The sequence below is a fragment of the Bacillus sp. SD127 genome, assembly GCF_058566445.1.
Map to the genome: position 1 here is coordinate 1,662,212 of NZ_CP191226.1, position 17,968 is coordinate 1,680,179.

Here is a 17,968-nt window from a genome sequence, read left to right on the forward strand (position 1 = left end):
TTGTTATGTTCAGGTTAAGATTTAATTTGATGTGTTAATGAGAATGTTGTGAATAGACTGATTTATTTGAGCGTGCTTGCATAGGAGGTTGAAATGCGAAAAACGTTTTTTTCGATGATTTCATTTATGCTGATTGCCATTTTAATGATGTGGCTGAAAACGTATGTTGTTTACAAAACCAGTTTTCATATTAAAATTGACAATCTTACGCAGGAATTTATTCTGTTTATCAACCCATTGAGCTTTTTGCTGCTTATTTTTGGCTTCAGCCTGTTTTTAAAGGGAAGAAACAGAAATCGTTACATTATTGCCATGAGTTGTGTTGTCACATTTGTTTTGCTGGCGAATATGGTTTTTTATCGTTTTTACAATGATTTCCTAACGATTCCGGTTCTTTTTCAAACAAGCAATATGGGCGATCTGGGAAGCAGCATCGGAACGCTTCTTGAGCCGACAGACCTCCTATTGGCTGTAGATATCGTGATTTTAATATGGCTTTATATGCGTCAAAAAGCCTTTCAATCAGACATCCCCTCCACGAAAAATGAACGGGCGGCATATTTTTTGTTTGTGGCTTCCGTTTATTTTTTCAACTTAGGTCTGTCTGAGGCAGAACGGCCGCAGCTATTGACACGCTCATTTGACAGAGAAATGCTCGTTAAAAATATCAGCCTGTTTAATTTTCATATTTATGACGGAGTACTTCAGTCGAAGCAATCCGCACAAAGAGCGCTGGCTGACAGCAACAGCCTGACGGAAATTGAAAACTATGTCACAGCCAATGCGAAAGATGCCAATAAGAACTTATTTGGCGCCGCAAAAGGCAGAAACGTCATACTCGTATCTCTGGAGTCGACACAAAGCTTTGTGATCAATGAAAAGGTGAACGGAAAAGAAATCACCCCGTTTTTGAATGATTTTATAAAAGAAAGCTATAACTTTAGTAATGTTTACCACCAAACCGGGCAGGGGAAAACCTCTGATTCTGAATTTATCGTTGACAATTCACTTTATCCGCTTGGACGAGGCGCTGTGTTCTTTACAAATGCGGGCAATCAATACATGGCCGCGCCGGAGATACTCAAAAATAACGGATATTATTCAGCGGTGCTCCATGCCAATAATAAAAGCTTTTGGAATCGCGACTTAATGTACGATTCATTTGGGTATGATTCATTTTTTGATATTGAATCGTATGATGTCAATGACGATAATTCAGTCGGCTGGGGGCTGAAGGATAAAGAATTTTTTGAACAGTCTTCAGAGCTGATGAAAAACCTGCCTCAGCCGTTTTACTCCAGGCTGATCACACTCACGAACCACTTTCCGTTTGACCTTGATGAAGAGGACAAATTGATTGAGGAATATGATTCAAGCAGCCAAACGTTAAACAAGTATTTCCCAACTGTTCGCTATCAGGATGAGGCGCTGAAACGATTTATCGAAAAGCTGAAGGAAGACGGGTTATATGATAACTCCATTATTGTTTTATACGGTGACCATTACGGGATATCGGAAAACCATAATGAAGCGATGGGGCAGTTTTTAGGGAAAGAAATTACACCATTTGAAGAAGTGCAGCTCCAAAAAGTGCCGTTTGTCGTTCACATTCCTGGAATTACAGACAAGAAGCCGAAAACGATTGATAAGGTAGGCGGACAAATCGATATCCGGCCGACGCTGATGAATCTGTTAGGTATTGATACAAAGAACTTCATTCAATTCGGCAACGATCTGCTTTCTGACGACAAACTGGACTTTACAGTGCTGCGGGACGGAAGCTTTATCACAGACCAGATCGTGTATACTGACGGTCTATGTTATGACAAAGCGAGCGGAAAGCCTTTGAAAGAGGCAAAACAATGTGAAACATTTGCAGATAAAGCGAAACAGGAGCTTTCACTTTCTGATGAAATCATTTACGGAGATTTGTTACGATTTTATGATCAGGAAAGACTGGACAATTCGTCAAAAAGAAAAGAAAAACAAATTCTTGATCAGGCTTCATGATCACAAAGTCTCCCGTATCAAAAAATGCGGGAGGCTTTCTTTTTTAAAAAACGCCGTCATATAGTAACAAAAAGGGGGATGATGATGGCGTTTATTTCGATAAAACCTGAGATCAAATACAATTTGGCTTTATTGGCAAGAGAACTGCAGGTAGATGAGACATTGCTTAGAAGTGCCAATCAAACAGCACAGAAACATCAATTGTACTGTCCGGGTTATAAGATTGAAGAAAGCACTGATAAGGAGCTTCAATCCATTCAGGAAGTAAAGCGCTTTTTACACCCGCTGCAGCTGCAGCCTGCTGATGACTGGCTGGAGCAAGAAAAAATCTATGACTTTCTAGCTGCCGAAGAGGAAATTAAAAAAATAATCAATGTGTTTCCGTTTGTTTCGTGCCGGGAAATCGGACGTTCCGTTTTGGGCAGGCCGATCTGGGAGCTGGCAGTTGGGGGAGAGCATACCTCCAAAAAAGTTCACATGAATGCATCGTTTCATGCAAATGAGTGGATTACCACGTCTGTACTGCTGAAGTGGCTGAAGGAATATTGCCTTTCTTTATGTCATAATACGAATTTCTTTGGTTTTACTCCTTTGGAGCTGTTCAGCCGAACCTCTCTGTCTCTTGTTCCTCTTGTGAATCCGGATGGCGTTGATCTTGTCTTACACGGATCAGCGGGCATGGGAGACAGGAGAGATGAACTTGATAGACTAAACTGCCATCGTCCGAATTTTAATGAATGGAAAGCAAATATTAACGGAGTTGATTTAAATAAACAATTCCCGTCTTTATGGGAAATTGAAAAATACCGCAAATCAAAAACGCCCAGCTACCGAGATTTTCCCGGAACTTCTCCGCTCACGGAGCCGGAATCCATTGCGATGCAGCAGCTGATAACAGCGGATCCGCCTGACAGGCTGGTGGCCCTTCACACTCAAGGAGAAGAAATCTATTGGGGATATAAAGGCCTTGAGCCCGAAGAATCGGCTGCAGTAATAAAGGATTTTGAGACGATAAGCGGAAACATTTATAAAGGAGTCAAGGATATTGACAGCTATGCGGGATTCCGCGACTGGTTTATTCATCACTATTTTAAGGAAGGTTATACGGTGGAGCTTGGAAAAGGTCAAAATCCCTTGCCGTTTGAGCAGTTTTCACATATTTTTCAGGCGACAAGCGGGATCTTATGGAGGTCGTTATTTTTTCCTGAATAACTGAAACTTTTTCTTTTTCGTACCGTATCAAATATGGGACAATAAATATGATCGGAGGGGGAGGCTGATGAGATCAGTTTGTTTGATTCTGCTGTCAGCATTGCTAGTTTGTTTATCGGCATGCGAACCATCTCATCAGCAGCAAAAACAGGCAGCGACGGCAAAAAGTGAGGAAAAAGAGATTGTTCCGCTGCCAGCAGGAAAAGCGGACGGAGCGGAAGGCTGGCTCAATAACAACACCATTCTGTATACAGCCTCAGATCCGACAAAAACAGAGCTTCTTGCATATCAAATCTTTAATGGCAAAACGAAAAAGCTCTATCAGACGGATGGTCAAATCGTTGATGTTCAAATCAATCCCAAGAAACAGATGATTCTGCTGCAGATCACGCATAGCCAACAGACAGCAGTAGTTTTGCTGAATCAAAAAGGGGAGAAGCTGTACCAGAAAGAATACGAAACGTACGAGCTGGAGGCAGCATGGAATCAGTATGATCCGTATCAAATGATGGTCACGGTATTCACTGAAAACTGGGACTTCAATACATATCACGTGGATGCCAAAAAAGACAAGTCTGCTTTAAGTCGAATACAGGTACCGTTTGTCCATTGGACCTCAAAAGACACATTTGACTATCTAAAAGAGGGAAGAAACGATAAAGAAGGCCCTTTGTATACGTATGATATTGCTTCTGAAGAGGAGAAAAAGCTGGAGGAGGATGTCCTTTACTTTGATTCTTTTCATAATATGAACTTTACCGTCAAAGCAGATTCCGGAGAGAACGGCTTGTATAAATTTACATCACCGCAATTGAATGGTGAAGCAGTTACGGCAGAATGGCCGCTCCAAACCAAATATACAAGTCTGGCTCCGATGGAGTATGATTTTGATGAGGATGGCGGTCTGTTTTACACGTTTAAAGAAAGCGGAGACGCATATAAGCTGTCTGCGATCGATATGAAATCAGGAGAGGTACAGGATCTTCTTACTTTGCCTGAAATGGAGCCGATCCAAGTATCCCCGAACGGAAAATATGCGTTGTACGGTTTTCATTTTGAGCGCATAATTTCATTAATATCACATGAAATGAAGCCAATCATCATTGATAAAAAGGAGATGGAATAATTAATGGCTATCGCAGATGTAACCATTATCCCAATCGGAACAGAAACACCTAGTGTGAGCGCCTACGTGGCGGATGTGCAGAAAATTTTAGAGGGCTACAAGGCAGAAGGGAAAATCAAATATCAGCTGACACCAATGAACACACTGATTGAAGGCGAACTCAGCGACCTTTTTACTGTGATTCAGGCGATTCACGAAGCGCCGTTCCAAAAAGGGCTTCACAGAGTGGCGACCAACATTCGCATCGATGACAGACGGGACAAAAAAACGACGCTTGAAAGTAAAATAGAAAGCGTGAATAAACATTTACAGCAATAAAAAATAAACCTGTATCCCATTGGATACAGGTTTTAATGTGCAGTAGGATAACCGCTGTTTATCACCGTCATCACTGTAAACCAGCCAAACACACACAAGGTGGCTCCGGCTAATAAAAATCCAAGTATATTTTTGTTTTTCACAGAACGCAAGACTCCCCATAAAGCGAAAAGAGCGACAAGGCCGAAAATCACGACAAGTAACATTACGCAGCCCCCTTTACATTGAAAAACCTGCAATTCTTTCCATTTTTATTCTACCCGTTTTCAGTGTGTTTGTCGATAGCGTTTTCATAGCGATTGTTTGAATCTTTTTTCAAAAACCCTCATAATAGGAGCATAAAAAGGAAAGAGGTGAGAAAAGTGAAATGGAGAAGAATGCCTGTAGGACCGATTCAAGCGAATGCATATTTTTTAATCAGTGATGATCAATGCCTGATTTTTGATCCGGGCGGCGAAGGAGATAAAATCAACCAATACATAAAAGAAAAAGGATTAACGCCTTTAGCCATTTTACTGACACACGCCCATTTTGACCATATTGGGGCGCTGGATGACGTGAGAGACAGATGGGATATTCCTGTCTATCTGCATCAAAATGAAAAGAATTGGCTTACAGATGCCTCATTAAACGGCTCAGGAATGCTGAGAGGGGTAGAAGTGACAGCTAAGCCGGCAGATCATTTGATTGAAGGGGACGGTGAGCTGAATATTGGGCCTTTCCATCTGGAGACGCTATTTACACCGGGACATTCCCCGGGAAGCGTTTCATATTACGTGAAGGATGCCGACCTGGTGATTTCCGGTGATGTCCTGTTTCAAGGCGGGATAGGCCGTACAGATTTACATGGAGGCGACCAAGAAACGCTGCTGACGTCTATCCATGAAAAATTGCTTACGCTGCCGGAGCACACATTGGTGTTAAGCGGACATGGCCCTGAAACTGACGTGCAGACTGAGCAGGATCAAAATCCGTTTTTAAATGGTTTTTCATTATAGAAAAAGAGACAAACCGATGAGGTTTGTCTCTTTTTGGCTTTAATGTCCTCCGCCGCCTGGTACCATAATAAAAATGGAATAGTATGTGAAGCCGGCAAAGAAGATGGTTAAATAAGCGCCAAAGATATAAATGTACATCCGTTCTGTTAAATTCAAATACGATAGAAACACAAATAAGATCGTCTGTCCAAAAAATAAAAGGGAAGCATCTTTCATATCACCTAAATAAAACATGACTGCAAATATTCCCGTCCAAAATCCTAACACCCGGAACATGCGATTCATTTTTTATCCCCTCCCGAGAGTCCCTCTGACTGTTATTATAATAGATCACGGACAAAAATGTAAACATTTTCATTATTAATATGAAAAATGGTATTTAACCCTTTGATTGCGTTTTCTATTATATGTGCGGTTTTTTAGAAATAACCCGAAAAAAAGTTCGATAAATGGTTTAAAGAAAAATTGTTACGGGTAGTTATTCTACAAAGAGATGGTTAACTGGAGGAGGAAAAAACATAATGGAACAATTAACTTTTTACTCATACCCAAGCTGCACGTCATGCCGAAAAACAAAACATTGGCTCAAAGCGCACCAGATTGAATTTAACGAACGGCACTTATTCAGAGAAACTCCAACGATGGATGAATTAAAGTATATTTTATCTTTAACGACAGAAGGAATTGACGAAATTTTAGCAACAAGAAGCCAAACCTTCAAAAATTTAAATTTAAACATTGAAGATATGACTGTAAACGAAGTGCTGGAACTTTTAATTGAGAAACCGAAGCTTTTGCGCCGTCCGATTCTCGTGGACAACAGGAAGCTTGTTATCGGATACAATCCGGGAGAACTGTTAAAGTTATCGAAGAAGAAAACGGTTCATCAATCTGCATGATGAAAAACCGAAGATCCGCTGATTTGCTTGAATCAGCTTATCTTCGGTTTTTCACGGTTCAGAAACTGGGCTAGCTGGATTCGAACCAACGATCACGGAGTCAAAGTCCATTGCCTTACCGCTTGGCTATAGCCCATTGAATATAAAAATAGTATGTGTAACGTGAGACAAGTTATACATATCAATCATACACTTTTTGAAAGATAAACTTCACAGGAGGTAACCGATTGAAATGAAAGCTCTAGAACAGTATTTAACAGAGCACAAAGAAGACATTACACTCCAATGGCTGGAAACATGCACGTTAAAAGGAAGTTTGCTGTATTCTGCAAAAGATCAGCAAAAATTAGAACGAAAATTAAAAGAGCAGCATGAATCATTGGTAGCCATTGTAGCAAAATCCATTAGAAAAGAAGAGGTGAAGGATCAGCTTAACCAATGGTCACTTCAATGTGCCAGAGACCGTGCTGTTCATGAAGTGACCGTGACGGAAAGTGTCAGTCAGTTTAACGCTTTCAGGCACATCATGTGGCAATGGATTCAAGACTTCAGCGAAGCCGCTTCTTCCCAAGAAATCGGCATTCAGGAGATATTTGAGTGGAGCAAGATTTTGAATCAAACGATTGATGAGATTATCGAGGTATTTACAGAAGAATATCATCAGGTCACGGTGATCCAATTAAATGCGCAAAAAGAAATGATCAATGAATTGAGCACACCGATTATGCCGATTTCTAAAGAGATTGGGATTCTTCCCCTTGTTGGTGAAATTGACACGTACAGAGCGAGAACCATTTTGGAATCCGTTTTGGCCCAATGCTCGGCGTTAAAGCTTTCATATTTATTTTTAGATATATCCGGTGTTCCCATCGTCGATACGATGGTTGCCTATCAAATCTTTAAAGTGATTGACAGCACCAAACTGCTGGGCATTGAGACGATTATTTCAGGAATCAGGCCTGAAATCGCCCAGACTGTTGTGAAGCTCGGATTAGATTTTTCGAATGTGAAAACAGAGCAAAGTCTTGCTAAAGCTTTAGCCAACAAAGGATTTAAGATAGAAGAATCTTAAGATGTCCCTTAAGGGATGTATTTTTTTGAAGTACGTTCAACAATGAAGAGAAGCAACAGCTGAACAGCCTGTGCTAGGGCTATTCAGCTTTTTTTACTTCGATAAACAAAATATGGTGACTGTCGATGTCTTTTACCTTGAATGAGTAGCCGTCATATTCAATGACACTTTCAGGCTCGGCGTCTATGTTTTGTGTGAGAAACCAGCCTCCGAGCGTATCGACTTCAGCATCTGATAAATCAGTTCCAAGCAGGTTATTCACGTCACTGATTAATAACTTCGCATTTAATAAATAATGATCTTTTCCCAGCTCACGAACATGAGGCACTTCATCTGCATCAAATTCATCGCGTATTTCTCCTACAATTTCTTCAATAATATCCTCGACGGTGATCAATCCTGAAGTTCCGCCATACTCATCAATAAGAATCGCCATATGAGTGCGTTCCTTTTGCATTTTGATGAGTAATTTGTAAATCGGAATGGTCTCAATGACATGAATGACGGGCTGTATGAAGGGTTCAATTTTGTGCTTCTGAAAAGAAAAATCTTTCGTCAGCAATGAAAACAGCACTTCTTTCATATTGATCACGCCGATGACGTTATCTTTATCTTCTTTTACAACCGGGTAACGGGTATATTTGGTCTGCTTAACCGTTTCCCTCATGCTTGGAATCGAGTCATCCTCAATAGACAAACTGACCATTTCGTTTCGCGGGACCATGATCTCCTTTGCCATTCGTTTATCAAATGTAAATATATTATTCATATATTTTAATTCGCTTTTTCTGATTTCTCCGCTTTTATAGCTTTCGGTCAACAGTACTCTAAGCTCTTCCTCCGTATAAGCCAGTTCATGCTCTGATGCCGGCTTCAGCCCAAAAAGTCCTGTGATCATTCTGGCAGACTGGTTAAGGAGCCAAATGAACGGAAACATGATTTTATAAAACCAGATTAATGGCTTCGCGAGCATCAGCGTAATGCTTTCTGCTTTTTGAATCGCGAAGCTCTTCGGTGCCAGTTCCCCGATGACGACATTTAAATACGTGACCACTAAAAAGGCGATAATAAGGGAAAGAAGATGGGTAAGCGACTCGTTTAAACCTGCCTTATGAAAGAGCGGACGAAGCAGAGTCTGTACAGTCGGTTCACCCAGCCAGCCGAGTCCTAAAGCTGCGACCGTGATGCCCAGCTGGCAGGCTGATAAATATTCGTCAAGATGTGTGACCACATGTTTTGCCGCTTTAGCGCCTTTTTTGCCTTTTGCGACAAGCTGATCAATTCTGGATCGCCTGACTTTTACGATCGAAAATTCTACGGCGACAAAAAATCCCGTTAACAAAATTAAAAACACGACTGCTAATAAATTGATAAATTCCAAAATAAACTGCCTTCTCCAAGGAAGGCATGCACCTCCCTTTCCGATGTCTTTCTACATTCCATACCACCGGCAAAAGCTCACAAAACATGTGATGAAGTGCCTAAATGGTTTAGGAATGCTTCTCCTTGGGCAATTAAAGAACAAAAGAATAAAAGTCTGGAGGATCGTAACATGAAGGTACATACAGGTGGGGATTGGTTTTGGTACCAAATGGGGCCTCAGGAAAGAGATAAGGCAAGAGATCTGATCCATTTTTCTCATTGGCCGCAATGTGAAAAGTGGTTTGAAAATAATCATCATATTAACTTTTTGCGCGTGGATACAACAGAAGCTGAGAATGAAGCGGTATTTGGCTCGATCGTATATGATCAGGGGCTTGGCGAGGAAAAAGACCATACCGTTTTTCATTTCTATATTACTAGGCAATATTTTTTCACAATTAACTTTGATTTTGCGATTTTGGAGGGGATTAAGGGAAAACAAGTTGTCCAGCAAATGGAGAGAGCGGATAGTACCATGGAGGGATTTTTGATCCTTCTCGGCGAGTTAATGAATGCGTATTTAATCGGTGTAGATGAATTTGAAGTAAAGCTGAGAAAGCTCAGATGGCAAATCAAAGACGACAATAGCAAAAGCATTTTAAACCGTGTTCATCTCCTGCACCATGAGCTGATGGTCTGGAAAAACTTAATCCTAAGCGCTAAAAAAATTGAAATGGCATTGAAAGAAACCTTTTTGCTCCAAAATGATAGTAAAAAGGTTTATCAGCGGATACAACTCAAAATTGACAGGGGGTTTACATACATCAGCGAATTTGAAGGGGAGCTTAATAGTCTGTTGCATTCAGAGGAAGTCATTACCTCTCACAGGGGAAATGAAATATTCAAAGCGCTGACCATTTTCACGACGCTTTTTACGCCGGTTACAGCACTCGGTGCCCTCTGGGGGATGAACTTTTCCGTGATGCCTGAGCTGAATTGGAAATACGGTTATGTCTTTTCTCTCTTATTGATTATCACTTCTACAGTCTTAATCTACCTATATTTGAAGAAGAAAGGCTGGACGGGAGATATGCTGCAGGAACGGAAGGATAAAAAGAAATCTCGAAAACGGCGGATCCTGTAGAATGTTTCATTTTTTGTGCAGCGGATAAAGAATAAATAGAACACGGTAAAGGAGGAATTGAAATGAAAGTAAGAGATATCATGACTGCGAATGTAGAATGCTGTGAGCCAACCGCATCAGTCACTGAACTAGCCAAAAAGATGAAAGACTCCAATGTCGGTTCTATTCCAATTTGTGAAAGCGGCAGACTTCAAGGCATCGTTTCTGATCGGGACATTGTCACCAGAAGCTTAGCTGAAGATCAAATGGAAGCGAAAGCAAGTGATATCATGAGCACCGAAATCGTTTCCGGTCATCCTGATATGTCTGCTGATGAAGCGAGTCAGCTCATGGCAGAGCATCAAATCCGCCGTTTACCGATTCTTGAAAATGAACGTTTAACGGGTATTGTTGCGTTAGGCGACCTTTCCGTTAAGAAAGACACAGACCAGAAAGCCGGAAAAGCATTAAGTGAAATTTCTAAATCAGCATAACAAACAGTTTGGAAGAGGTAACTGCCTCTTCCTTTTTATTTTGTATACAATAAACTGATTCGCCAATTTTAGAAAGCATCAAACTCCGATTTATAAATCCCTCTTTGGGTGCCAGAGCCGGACTGCGTACATCTGTCCATCAATCTCTTTTCAAATCCTTATTAAAATTAAAAATGATGTGATACATATAGCTGAATTTCTATTTTTGGTAGGGGCGAAATGTTTTTTTAGGTTGTAAATACATCAGAAAATCACATTTTCTTTGTTTGATTACCATGTCTTCTTTTTCTACAATACGCTTTGAAAGGAGAGGGAATCAAATTGGATTCGATAGAAAAAACAAGCAAAACTTTAATTGAAGAGGCATATAGGACGAAGGCCTCTGACATTCACATTGTGCCGAGGGAACGGGACGCAATCATTCATTTTCGGGTTGACCATGCATTGCTGAAAAAGCGAAACATGAAAAAAGAAGAGTGTGTAAGACTCATTTCTCATTTTAAGTTTCTCTCAGCTATGGACATAGGGGAAAGAAGAAAGCCGCAAAATGGATCTCTTACTCTAAAATTAAAAGAGGGTGACGTTCACTTAAGGATGTCAACGCTCCCGACAATTAACGAAGAAAGCCTCGTCATCAGAGTGATGCCTCAGTATAATATCCCTTCGATTGACAAACTGTCTTTATTCCCAAAGACAGGAGCCACCTTGCTTTCATTTTTAAAACACTCCCACGGCATGCTGATTTTTACCGGACCAACAGGCTCTGGGAAAACAACAACATTATATTCTCTGATCCAATATGCAAAAAAACATTTTAATCGAAACATTGTCACACTTGAAGATCCAGTGGAAACGAGGGATGAAGATGTTCTTCAAGTGCAGGTGAATGAAAAAGCCGGTGTCACATATTCCACAGGGCTGAAGGCTATTTTGCGCCATGACCCCGATATGATCATCTTAGGTGAGATTAGAGACGCTGAAACAGCCCAAATTGCGGTGCGGGCAGCGATGACTGGTCATTTAGTGCTGACGAGCCTTCATACGAGAGATGCGAAGGGCGCGATTTACAGGCTGCTTGAATTTGGCATTAATATGAATGAAATCGAGCAAACGGTTATTGCGATAGCGGCTCAGCGTTTAGTTGATTTGGCTTGCCCGTTTTGTGAAGACGGATGTTCATCAGTGTATTGCCGCCTGTCACGAAATGTCAGGAGAGCAAGCGTATACGAGCTGCTTTACGGGAAAAACCTTCAGCAGTGTATCCAGGAAGCGAAAGGGGACAATGCAAATTACCAATATCAAACGCTGCGTCAAATTATAAGAAAAGGGATTGCGCTCGGCTATTTAACGACAAACAACTATGACCGGTGGGTTTATCATGAAACAGATTAGAAAAGTTTGGCCGTTAAAGGATCAAGCCTATTTACTGAAAAGGCTGGGTGAAATGACAGCGGGCGGATACAGTCTTTTAGACGGATTGCGCCTGGTGCAGCTGCAAATGAATAAAAGGCAGCTGGCGGACTTGGCTAACGCAATAAGCCGGTTGAGAGAAGGGGAATCGTTTTACCATGTATTAAAGAGCTTGTCATTTCATAAGGAAGCCGTCGGTATTTGTTATTTTGCTGAAACACATGGGGAATTGCCGGCTTCCATGATTCAGAGCGGAGAGCTGCTGGAACGAAAAGCAGGTCAGGCAGAACAGATAAAAAGGGTGTTGCGATATCCTCTTTTCCTCATCTTTACCGTTGGTGTCATGCTTTATATGCTGCAATACATCATCATCCCTCAGTTTTCCGGTATTTATCAATCGATGAATGTAGAAACGTCACGCACAACAGACATCATTTTTGCGTTTTTTCAGCACCTTGATGCTGTGTTCATATTAATGGCCATTTTGGCTGCAGGAATAGGTCTTTATTATTGGTTTGTGTTCAAGAAAAAATCCCCTGACCATCAAATGCTCATTTGCGTAAGCATTCCTTTGTTTGGAAAGCTGGTCAGGCTGTTTAACAGCTACTTTTTTTCTTTACAGCTGAGCAGTCTGCTAGCATCAGGTCTTTCTATTTATGACAGTTTGAAAGCATTTAGGCATCAAACGTTTCTCCCTTTTTACCGCCATGAAGCTGAACAAATGATTGAACGGTTAAAAGCCGGTGAAACCATTGAAGCTGCTTTATGCAAACGGCCTTTTTACGAAAATGATTTTTCAAAAGTGATATCTCATGGCCAGCTAAGCGGCCGCTTGGATCGGGAACTCTTCACATACAGCCAGTTTATATTGCAGCGGCTTGAGGACAAGTCACAAAAATGGACAGGCATTCTTCAGCCCATTATTTACGGATTTGTCGCAGGGATGATTTTAATTGTTTATCTATCGATGCTCCTGCCTATGTATCAGATGATGAATCAAATGTGAAAGGAAGAGGCGGATGAATGAGAAAGGGTTTACACTTGTGGAAATGCTGATCGTGCTCTTTATTATTTCTATTTTGCTATTGATCACCATACCGAATGTAACAAAACATAATCAAACCATTCAGAAAAAGGGCTGTGAAGGCCTGCAAAACATGATAAAGGCGCAGGTAACGGCATATGAACTCGATCATGACGGGAAGACACCAAGCCTCGGCGATTTACAGGCAGAAGGTTATGTGAAAAAAGATGCGGTTTGTCCAAATGGAAAGCAAATTATCATTACCGGCGGGGAGGTTAAGGTTGAACATTAAATTAAAAGGGGAAGCTGGATTCACCTTTTTAGAAAGCCTGCTTGTTTTAAGCCTCGCCTCTATTATGCTGATTGCGGTGTTTACCACGCTTCCTCCTGTTTATGAAAATACAGCATTACGGCAGACAGTATCCCAGCTGAAAAATGATATTTTACTTGCGCAGCAGACCGCAATTTCCAATCATCAAAGAACAAAGATTCTTTTTCAAGAGAAAAAATATCAATTAATCATAGGTGACACTGTTATAGACCGTACTTATCATAACGGGCTTTCGGCAGAGTTACTGACATTAAAAGACCGCTTGGAATTTAACGAGAAAGGGCACCCGAATATAGGCGGGAAAATCCGTATAAAAGGACGTGCCGCCTATGACATAACAGTTTATTTAGGGAGCGGAAGAGTGAATGTGGAGAGAAAATAAAGGCTTTTCTACAATTGAAACAATGGCTGCCCTCAGCATATGGCTCTTTATGCTTCTGACGATCGTGCCGTTGTGGAACAAGCTGATAGCTGATGAACATATAGCGGAGTCGAGAGAAATGGGTTATCAGCTTGTTAATGAAAGCATAGGCAAATATATGCTGACAGGAAAAAGAAATTCGTCACAAACTGTTTCGATGAACAATAGCAAATACTCGATGACATGGGAGGAGGAGGGAAAGTATCAAAACGTATGCATCACATCAGACGCCTATAAAGACAAGCCATTTTGCCTCAGCATTTTGCGGACAGACTGGCTATACGCTTCTTAATGTATTATTTTCGCTCTCTGCTTATTTGCTCATATCAGGATCGTTAGCGATATTCTTTCATCTATTTTTGTCACGTCAACAGGAGAATGAGGGCTTCATGCAGCGGGAATGGGTCATTTCGGTAGAGCAGATCATGAATGAGTGCAAGCAGTCGCAGACAGTGCAGACAGATGAGCATGGCAGCGTCTTAATCTGCAGAAATCTGTCAGGGCAAGAGGTCCGTTTTGAAATCTACCATTCAATGATCAGAAAAAGAGTAGACGGAAAAGGGCATGTTCCGATTCTTGATCATATTAAAACAATGAAAGCCGGGGTTAAAAACGGGATGCTTTGGCTGAAAGTCAAGAATGAGAATGATAAAGAGTATCAAACCGCTTTTCCGGTATATACGTCGTTAGGAGGTGGGTGAATGTACTACTCAAAAGGGTTTATCTATCCGGCCGTTCTTTTTACATTTGCCCTTGTGATGCTGATTGTGAATTTCACCGCCCCTCAATTTGTTTCACGCCATATGTTTGAGCAGGAAACAAAAGAGTATTACACAGGAGAAAATCTGCTGCAAAATGGCGCGCTTCTATCCATCAGGCATATACTTGAGCACAGACCAGGCCGAAAGGGTTCACAGCAGTTTCAATATGGACATGTATCTTATGACATTCGCAAAACAACCATAAAAGAACAGCAAGAAATCACTCTTAAAGCCATCACAGAGTCGGGAACAGAAAAAAACGCTCAGCTGCTGTTCGATCAAAATCAGAAAAAACTGCTGAGCTGGACAGAATAAACCAGCGGTATGTGTATAAAAAAAGTCGTGTGAGCCAACACTTCATAATAACTGAATGATGAGGTGATCACGTGAAAACGAATGATTATGTCAAATATATGACTCAGCAATTTGTGAAATATATAGACACTCCAAAAGATGAGCGAAAAGAACGAAAAGAGGTTCGAAAAGAAACAAAAACGCCTGCTTCTCAGCATTGGTTCGGTATTTTACCTTATGGTTTTAGGCTATGGCTGAAAAGAAAAAAATAAATTGTACCAATATAACGAACAAGGTCCTTCACATGGAGGACCTTATTGATATTCTTCTAAAATTACAATTTTATTCACCTTTTGACTATGAGGATCGAAAGAAATTGTGACAAACACGCCAAATTCCTTTGAGCCTTCTCTCAGGGTTAAATGATATTGCTTCACAGCTTCGTCTTTTCTTTTGCGGTCCCAAACTTTTTGTTTAACCAGTACCTGTGCGAGCGGGTACCTTTTTTTTGCTTCTTTTACAGCAAGCTCTTCCCATTTTGACATGTGGCGGGCGGTTACAAGCGGCCCTTCTTCTGCTTGAGCGGCACTGGTGCCGAAACCGAGAAGAGACAGACAAATCACACATTGTTTGATCATAAGCCGTCACCCTTTCTTTGTTGTTTATTATTGCCAAATGTTAACCGGATATGCGTTTAATTTCTCACATAACAATCCCAAAAAATTCTAAAAACTTAAAAAGGTGAGCAATATTGAGTAAGGCTATGCAATATGATGAAAACATTCTTTTAAACGAACAAAATGGCGGATTTTGGTGTTTTTAAATCCTTCAATCGTTGATTATACTCAGTTTGTGTGGTTCTTAAAAGAGAACGATTGTCACATCAAGTTACAGTGTTTTACAGGGGGTAAGGTATGTTTCGATTGTTCCGCAATCAGCATAAGGCTAAGACAAAATTAAGAGTGCTGCTTGTTTTTCAGCTTTCAGCCATATTCAGTCTGACAGCCGCTATATGCTTACAATTTACCGGAGATACAAGCGCTGCTTTTTATGATATTGAAAACTTTGATGTTTCGCTTCAAACGTGTGAGAACTTTCAGCATACAGATAAAAACTGTCATTACGATAAACGGTGGGACCAAAGTGATTTACACGTGGTGAATCAAACAGATACAAAAGGTACTGTCTGTTCCCCTGTTCGTCTATTTGCCGAGCTGGAAAACAGAGGCGAGAAACTTAAGAAATCGAAATGGAAGTGGGAGCTTCATAAACTGGCAAACACCCGCAAACCGCTAAAAGACGGGAACGTAATAGATAAAGGATACGTTTCCACCCAAATAGGCGAATCACTTTACAAAATTGAAACAAAGAAAAAAGTGAAATCCGGCATTTATGTGTTTAAAGTATATAAACCGGCCGGCTATCCGGCGGACGGAAGCAAGTCTGAGTGGTCGGATCCAATGACAATTGTGAAGTGTGACGAAAAACCGACGACACCGAAAAAGGAAAGTCAGCCGGCTGTGAAAAAACAGCACAATCAAGCAGACAGTGACAGAAAAGACAAAACAGATAAAGAAAAAACAGCTGACAAAGCCGTAACTGAAGACAAAGAAAATCAACCAGTTCAGAAGGAAAGCGGGGAAGAGGATGAAGAAAGCATTAAAGCTGATCAGTAATATCCTTTACGTAATCATCTTTACTCTGATTATTGTGTTAACGCTAGTTGTCATTTCAACACGTTCATCCGGGGGAGAGCCGGCAGTGTTCGGATACACGCTGAAATCAGTACTGTCCGGCTCAATGGACCCTGAATTTAAAACGGGCTCATTAATTCTTGTTAAAGAAATCACGGATGTGAAAAAGCTCCAAAAGGGCGACGTGATCACATTTATGCAGGATGCAGACACAGCGGTGACCCATAGAATTATTGATATGAAAAAGCAAGGCGATCATTTGTTATTCCAAACAAAAGGGGATAATAACGCCGCAGCTGATTCTGCGCCTGTGTCGGATGAAAATGTCCGCGCGCAATATACAGGTTTTCAGCTTCCTTATGCCGGCTACATGCTTCATTTTGCCAGTCAGCCGATCGGCACTGCTATTTTACTGATTGTTCCCGGCGTTATGCTGCTGATCTACTCCTTTGTGACAATCAGCAGTGCGATCAGGGAGATTGAAAGAAAGACGAAAGCCTTGGAAACAGAGACAAAGGACAATACGATGTCCACTTAACATCAGTTGTAAACCTGGCAACAGGTTTCGATAATATAATCATTCAATAAAAGGGGAGTTTACCATGGGTATGAAAAAGAAATTGAGTTTAGGAGTTGCATCAGCAGCACTAGGGTTAGCTTTAGTAGGAGGAGGAACATGGGCAGCATTTAACGACATTAAATCAACGGATGCTACTTTTGCATCAGGCACGCTTGATTTAGCAGCGAAAGAAAATTCAGCCAGTGTCAACTTATCAAATCTAAAGCCGGGAGATAAATTGACGAAAGATTTCCAATTCGAAAATAACGGCTCACTTGCGATCAAAGAGGTATTAATGGCGCTGAGTTATGGAGAATTTAAAGCAAACGGGGGAAGTAATACATCCCCAGAAGATTTTCTCAGCCAATTTGAGGTTACATTATTGACAGTCGGCAAAGAGGGAGGCAATGGCTATCCGAAAAACATCATTTTAGATGATGCCAACCTTAAAGACTTATATTTAATGTCTTCTAAGAATGATGTTGCGGCGACTGAAAAAATTAAAAAACAAATTGATCCTAAATTCTTAAACGCAAGCGGAAAAGTCAATATAGCGACAATTGACGGTAAAACCGCTCCTGAATATGACGGTGTTCCAAAAACGCCGACTGATTTTGACCAGGTTAAAATGGAAATTCAATTTAAAGACGATAAAACAAAAGATGAAAAGGGACAAATGGTTCAAAATAAATATCAAGGCAACTCATTACAGCTTCAATTCTCATTTGAAGCAACACAGTGGAATGGCTTGACAATCAAAAAGGAACATACTGATAAAGACGGTTATATTAAAGAAAATGAAAAAGCGCATAGCGAGGATAAACATTAATAGAAAAAAGAGGTGGCTCAGTACATGCGTA

At 40.8% G+C, this 17,968-nt stretch carries 23 protein-coding genes, 1 tRNA gene and 1 pseudogene; 20 read left to right on the forward strand and 5 right to left on the reverse strand.

Annotated features, from left to right (window positions below; genetic code table 11):
* The first annotated feature begins 93 nt into the window (after positions 1-93).
* The 4 genes from ACQVGS_RS08590 (at position 94) to ACQVGS_RS08605 (ending at position 4,666) form a co-directional block, all read left to right on the forward strand.
* A complete protein-coding gene (locus ACQVGS_RS08590) occupies positions 94-2,010 on the forward strand; it encodes an LTA synthase family protein (protein ID WP_024122055.1) in 1,917 nt (638 codons plus the stop codon).
* A gap of 81 nt (positions 2,011-2,091) precedes the next feature.
* The gene (locus ACQVGS_RS08595; protein ID WP_491831791.1) at positions 2,092-3,222 is read left to right on the forward strand and encodes a M14 family metallopeptidase; all 1,131 of its coding nucleotides are present in this window, start codon (positions 2,092-2,094) and stop codon (positions 3,220-3,222) included.
* Between the two features lie 67 nt (positions 3,223-3,289).
* Complete coding sequence (locus ACQVGS_RS08600; RefSeq protein ID WP_024122053.1) at positions 3,290-4,348, forward strand: YqgU-like beta propeller domain-containing protein; 1,059 nt, start codon at positions 3,290-3,292, stop codon at positions 4,346-4,348.
* Between the two features lie 3 nt (positions 4,349-4,351).
* Positions 4,352-4,666 carry an MTH1187 family thiamine-binding protein gene (locus ACQVGS_RS08605; RefSeq protein ID WP_010334936.1) on the forward strand — a complete coding sequence of 105 codons (315 nt, stop codon included), beginning with the start codon at positions 4,352-4,354 and terminating at the stop codon, positions 4,664-4,666.
* 32 nt (positions 4,667-4,698) lie between these two features.
* On the opposite strand, the gene ACQVGS_RS08610 is transcribed toward ACQVGS_RS08605, so the two are convergent.
* On the reverse strand, positions 4,699-4,872 hold the full coding sequence (locus tag ACQVGS_RS08610; protein WP_010334935.1) for a DUF2759 domain-containing protein: 174 nt from the start codon (positions 4,870-4,872) through the stop codon (positions 4,699-4,701).
* Positions 4,873-5,028: 156 nt separating this feature from the next.
* Between ACQVGS_RS08610 and ACQVGS_RS08615 the strand changes: the two genes are divergently transcribed.
* Complete coding sequence (locus ACQVGS_RS08615; RefSeq protein ID WP_400153485.1) at positions 5,029-5,664, forward strand: MBL fold metallo-hydrolase; 636 nt, start codon at positions 5,029-5,031, stop codon at positions 5,662-5,664.
* A 39-nt stretch (positions 5,665-5,703) separates the two neighbouring features.
* Here ACQVGS_RS08615 and ACQVGS_RS08620 read toward each other — a convergent pair whose 3' ends face one another.
* Entirely contained in the window at positions 5,704-5,949 is a 246-nt protein-coding gene (locus ACQVGS_RS08620) for a DUF2626 domain-containing protein (RefSeq protein ID WP_003226300.1), read from the reverse strand.
* Positions 5,950-6,182: 233 nt separating this feature from the next.
* Between ACQVGS_RS08620 and mgsR the strand changes: the two genes are divergently transcribed.
* Positions 6,183-6,563 (forward strand): transcriptional regulator MgsR, encoded by a 381-nt coding sequence (mgsR, locus tag ACQVGS_RS08625; protein ID WP_026014741.1) that lies wholly within the window; start codon positions 6,183-6,185, stop codon positions 6,561-6,563.
* A gap of 65 nt (positions 6,564-6,628) precedes the next feature.
* Here the strand turns inward: mgsR and ACQVGS_RS08630 are convergent.
* Positions 6,629-6,699: transfer RNA gene (locus ACQVGS_RS08630), tRNA-Gln, on the reverse strand.
* A gap of 96 nt (positions 6,700-6,795) precedes the next feature.
* Between ACQVGS_RS08630 and ACQVGS_RS08635 the strand changes: the two genes are divergently transcribed.
* On the forward strand, positions 6,796-7,635 hold the full coding sequence (locus ACQVGS_RS08635; protein WP_286109036.1) for an STAS domain-containing protein: 840 nt from the start codon (positions 6,796-6,798) through the stop codon (positions 7,633-7,635).
* 79 nt (positions 7,636-7,714) lie between these two features.
* Here the strand turns inward: ACQVGS_RS08635 and ACQVGS_RS08640 are convergent.
* Positions 7,715-9,044: pseudogene (locus ACQVGS_RS08640) on the reverse strand (hemolysin family protein).
* A gap of 143 nt (positions 9,045-9,187) precedes the next feature.
* Between ACQVGS_RS08640 and corA the strand changes: the two are divergent.
* From corA to ACQVGS_RS08690, 10 genes are all read left to right on the forward strand, one after another.
* A complete protein-coding gene (gene corA, locus ACQVGS_RS08645; protein ID WP_095713277.1) occupies positions 9,188-10,141 on the forward strand; it encodes a magnesium transporter CorA in 954 nt (317 codons plus the stop codon).
* Positions 10,142-10,203: 62 nt separating this feature from the next.
* The gene (locus ACQVGS_RS08650; protein WP_024122048.1) at positions 10,204-10,614 is read left to right on the forward strand and encodes a CBS domain-containing protein; all 411 of its coding nucleotides are present in this window, start codon (positions 10,204-10,206) and stop codon (positions 10,612-10,614) included.
* A gap of 321 nt (positions 10,615-10,935) precedes the next feature.
* A complete protein-coding gene (comGA, locus tag ACQVGS_RS08655; RefSeq protein WP_024122047.1) occupies positions 10,936-12,006 on the forward strand; it encodes a competence protein ComGA in 1,071 nt (356 codons plus the stop codon).
* Positions 11,993-13,030, forward strand: a complete 1,038-nt coding sequence (gene comGB, locus ACQVGS_RS08660; RefSeq protein WP_024122046.1) for a competence type IV pilus assembly protein ComGB — start codon at positions 11,993-11,995, stop codon at positions 13,028-13,030. Before comGA ends, comGB begins: the two co-directional genes overlap by 14 nt.
* Before the next feature lie 13 nt (positions 13,031-13,043).
* A complete protein-coding gene (gene comGC, locus ACQVGS_RS08665; RefSeq protein WP_010334925.1) occupies positions 13,044-13,340 on the forward strand; it encodes a competence type IV pilus major pilin ComGC in 297 nt (98 codons plus the stop codon).
* Positions 13,330-13,761: a competence type IV pilus minor pilin ComGD gene (gene comGD / locus ACQVGS_RS08670; protein ID WP_400153489.1), complete on the forward strand. Its 432-nt coding sequence runs from the start codon at positions 13,330-13,332 to the stop codon at positions 13,759-13,761. The genes comGC and comGD overlap by 11 nt, the downstream gene beginning before the upstream one ends.
* Positions 13,745-14,092 carry a competence type IV pilus minor pilin ComGE gene (gene comGE, locus ACQVGS_RS08675; protein ID WP_400153490.1) on the forward strand — a complete coding sequence of 116 codons (348 nt, stop codon included), beginning with the start codon at positions 13,745-13,747 and terminating at the stop codon, positions 14,090-14,092. The genes comGD and comGE overlap by 17 nt, the downstream gene beginning before the upstream one ends.
* Positions 14,093-14,117: 25 nt before the next feature.
* Positions 14,118-14,501 (forward strand): competence type IV pilus minor pilin ComGF, encoded by a 384-nt coding sequence (gene comGF / locus ACQVGS_RS08680; RefSeq protein WP_038954226.1) that lies wholly within the window; start codon positions 14,118-14,120, stop codon positions 14,499-14,501.
* On the forward strand, positions 14,502-14,876 hold the full coding sequence (gene comGG / locus ACQVGS_RS08685) for a competence type IV pilus minor pilin ComGG (RefSeq protein WP_268544912.1): 375 nt from the start codon (positions 14,502-14,504) through the stop codon (positions 14,874-14,876).
* A gap of 71 nt (positions 14,877-14,947) precedes the next feature.
* A complete protein-coding gene (locus tag ACQVGS_RS08690; protein ID WP_003236949.1) occupies positions 14,948-15,127 on the forward strand; it encodes a YqzE family protein in 180 nt (59 codons plus the stop codon).
* Between the two features lie 42 nt (positions 15,128-15,169).
* Here ACQVGS_RS08690 and ACQVGS_RS08695 read toward each other — a convergent pair whose 3' ends face one another.
* The gene (locus ACQVGS_RS08695; RefSeq protein WP_101864527.1) at positions 15,170-15,493 is read right to left on the reverse strand and encodes a YqzG/YhdC family protein; all 324 of its coding nucleotides are present in this window, start codon (positions 15,491-15,493) and stop codon (positions 15,170-15,172) included.
* Positions 15,494-15,769: 276 nt separating this feature from the next.
* Here ACQVGS_RS08695 and tapA point away from each other — a divergent pair, with 276 nt between their 5' ends.
* The 3 genes from tapA to tasA all read left to right on the forward strand — a co-directional run bounded on the left by tapA (position 15,770) and on the right by tasA (position 17,937).
* A complete protein-coding gene (gene tapA, locus ACQVGS_RS08700) occupies positions 15,770-16,531 on the forward strand; it encodes an amyloid fiber anchoring/assembly protein TapA (RefSeq protein WP_106020093.1) in 762 nt (253 codons plus the stop codon).
* Entirely contained in the window at positions 16,503-17,087 is a 585-nt protein-coding gene (gene sipW, locus ACQVGS_RS08705; protein WP_105955579.1) for a signal peptidase I SipW, read from the forward strand. Before tapA ends, sipW begins: the two co-directional genes overlap by 29 nt.
* Positions 17,088-17,151: 64 nt before the next feature.
* The gene (gene tasA, locus ACQVGS_RS08710; RefSeq protein WP_106020091.1) at positions 17,152-17,937 is read left to right on the forward strand and encodes a biofilm matrix protein TasA; all 786 of its coding nucleotides are present in this window, start codon (positions 17,152-17,154) and stop codon (positions 17,935-17,937) included.
* Positions 17,938-17,968: the final 31 nt, after the last annotated feature.

Coding starts and splice junctions, on each gene's coding strand:
- comGG (WP_268544912.1), top strand. CDS start 14,502: ATGTACTACTCAAAAGGGTTTATCTATCCGGCCGTTCTTTTTACATTT.
- tapA (WP_106020093.1), top strand. CDS start 15,770: ATGTTTCGATTGTTCCGCAATCAGCATAAGGCTAAGACAAAATTAAGA.
- comGC (WP_010334925.1), top strand. CDS start 13,044: ATGAATGAGAAAGGGTTTACACTTGTGGAAATGCTGATCGTGCTCTTT.
- comGB (WP_024122046.1), top strand. CDS start 11,993: ATGAAACAGATTAGAAAAGTTTGGCCGTTAAAGGATCAAGCCTATTTA.
- ACQVGS_RS08605 (WP_010334936.1), top strand. CDS start 4,352: ATGGCTATCGCAGATGTAACCATTATCCCAATCGGAACAGAAACACCT.
- comGE (WP_400153490.1), top strand. CDS start 13,745: ATGTGGAGAGAAAATAAAGGCTTTTCTACAATTGAAACAATGGCTGCC.
- ACQVGS_RS08620 (WP_003226300.1), bottom strand. CDS start 5,949: ATGAATCGCATGTTCCGGGTGTTAGGATTTTGGACGGGAATATTTGCA.
- ACQVGS_RS08595 (WP_491831791.1), top strand. CDS start 2,092: ATGATGGCGTTTATTTCGATAAAACCTGAGATCAAATACAATTTGGCT.
- ACQVGS_RS08695 (WP_101864527.1), bottom strand. CDS start 15,493: ATGATCAAACAATGTGTGATTTGTCTGTCTCTTCTCGGTTTCGGCACC.
- ACQVGS_RS08650 (WP_024122048.1), top strand. CDS start 10,204: ATGAAAGTAAGAGATATCATGACTGCGAATGTAGAATGCTGTGAGCCA.
- sipW (WP_105955579.1), top strand. CDS start 16,503: ATGAAGAAAGCATTAAAGCTGATCAGTAATATCCTTTACGTAATCATC.
- ACQVGS_RS08635 (WP_286109036.1), top strand. CDS start 6,796: ATGAAAGCTCTAGAACAGTATTTAACAGAGCACAAAGAAGACATTACA.
- corA (WP_095713277.1), top strand. CDS start 9,188: ATGAAGGTACATACAGGTGGGGATTGGTTTTGGTACCAAATGGGGCCT.
- ACQVGS_RS08600 (WP_024122053.1), top strand. CDS start 3,290: ATGAGATCAGTTTGTTTGATTCTGCTGTCAGCATTGCTAGTTTGTTTA.
- ACQVGS_RS08610 (WP_010334935.1), bottom strand. CDS start 4,872: ATGTTACTTGTCGTGATTTTCGGCCTTGTCGCTCTTTTCGCTTTATGG.
- tasA (WP_106020091.1), top strand. CDS start 17,152: ATGGGTATGAAAAAGAAATTGAGTTTAGGAGTTGCATCAGCAGCACTA.
- ACQVGS_RS08590 (WP_024122055.1), top strand. CDS start 94: ATGCGAAAAACGTTTTTTTCGATGATTTCATTTATGCTGATTGCCATT.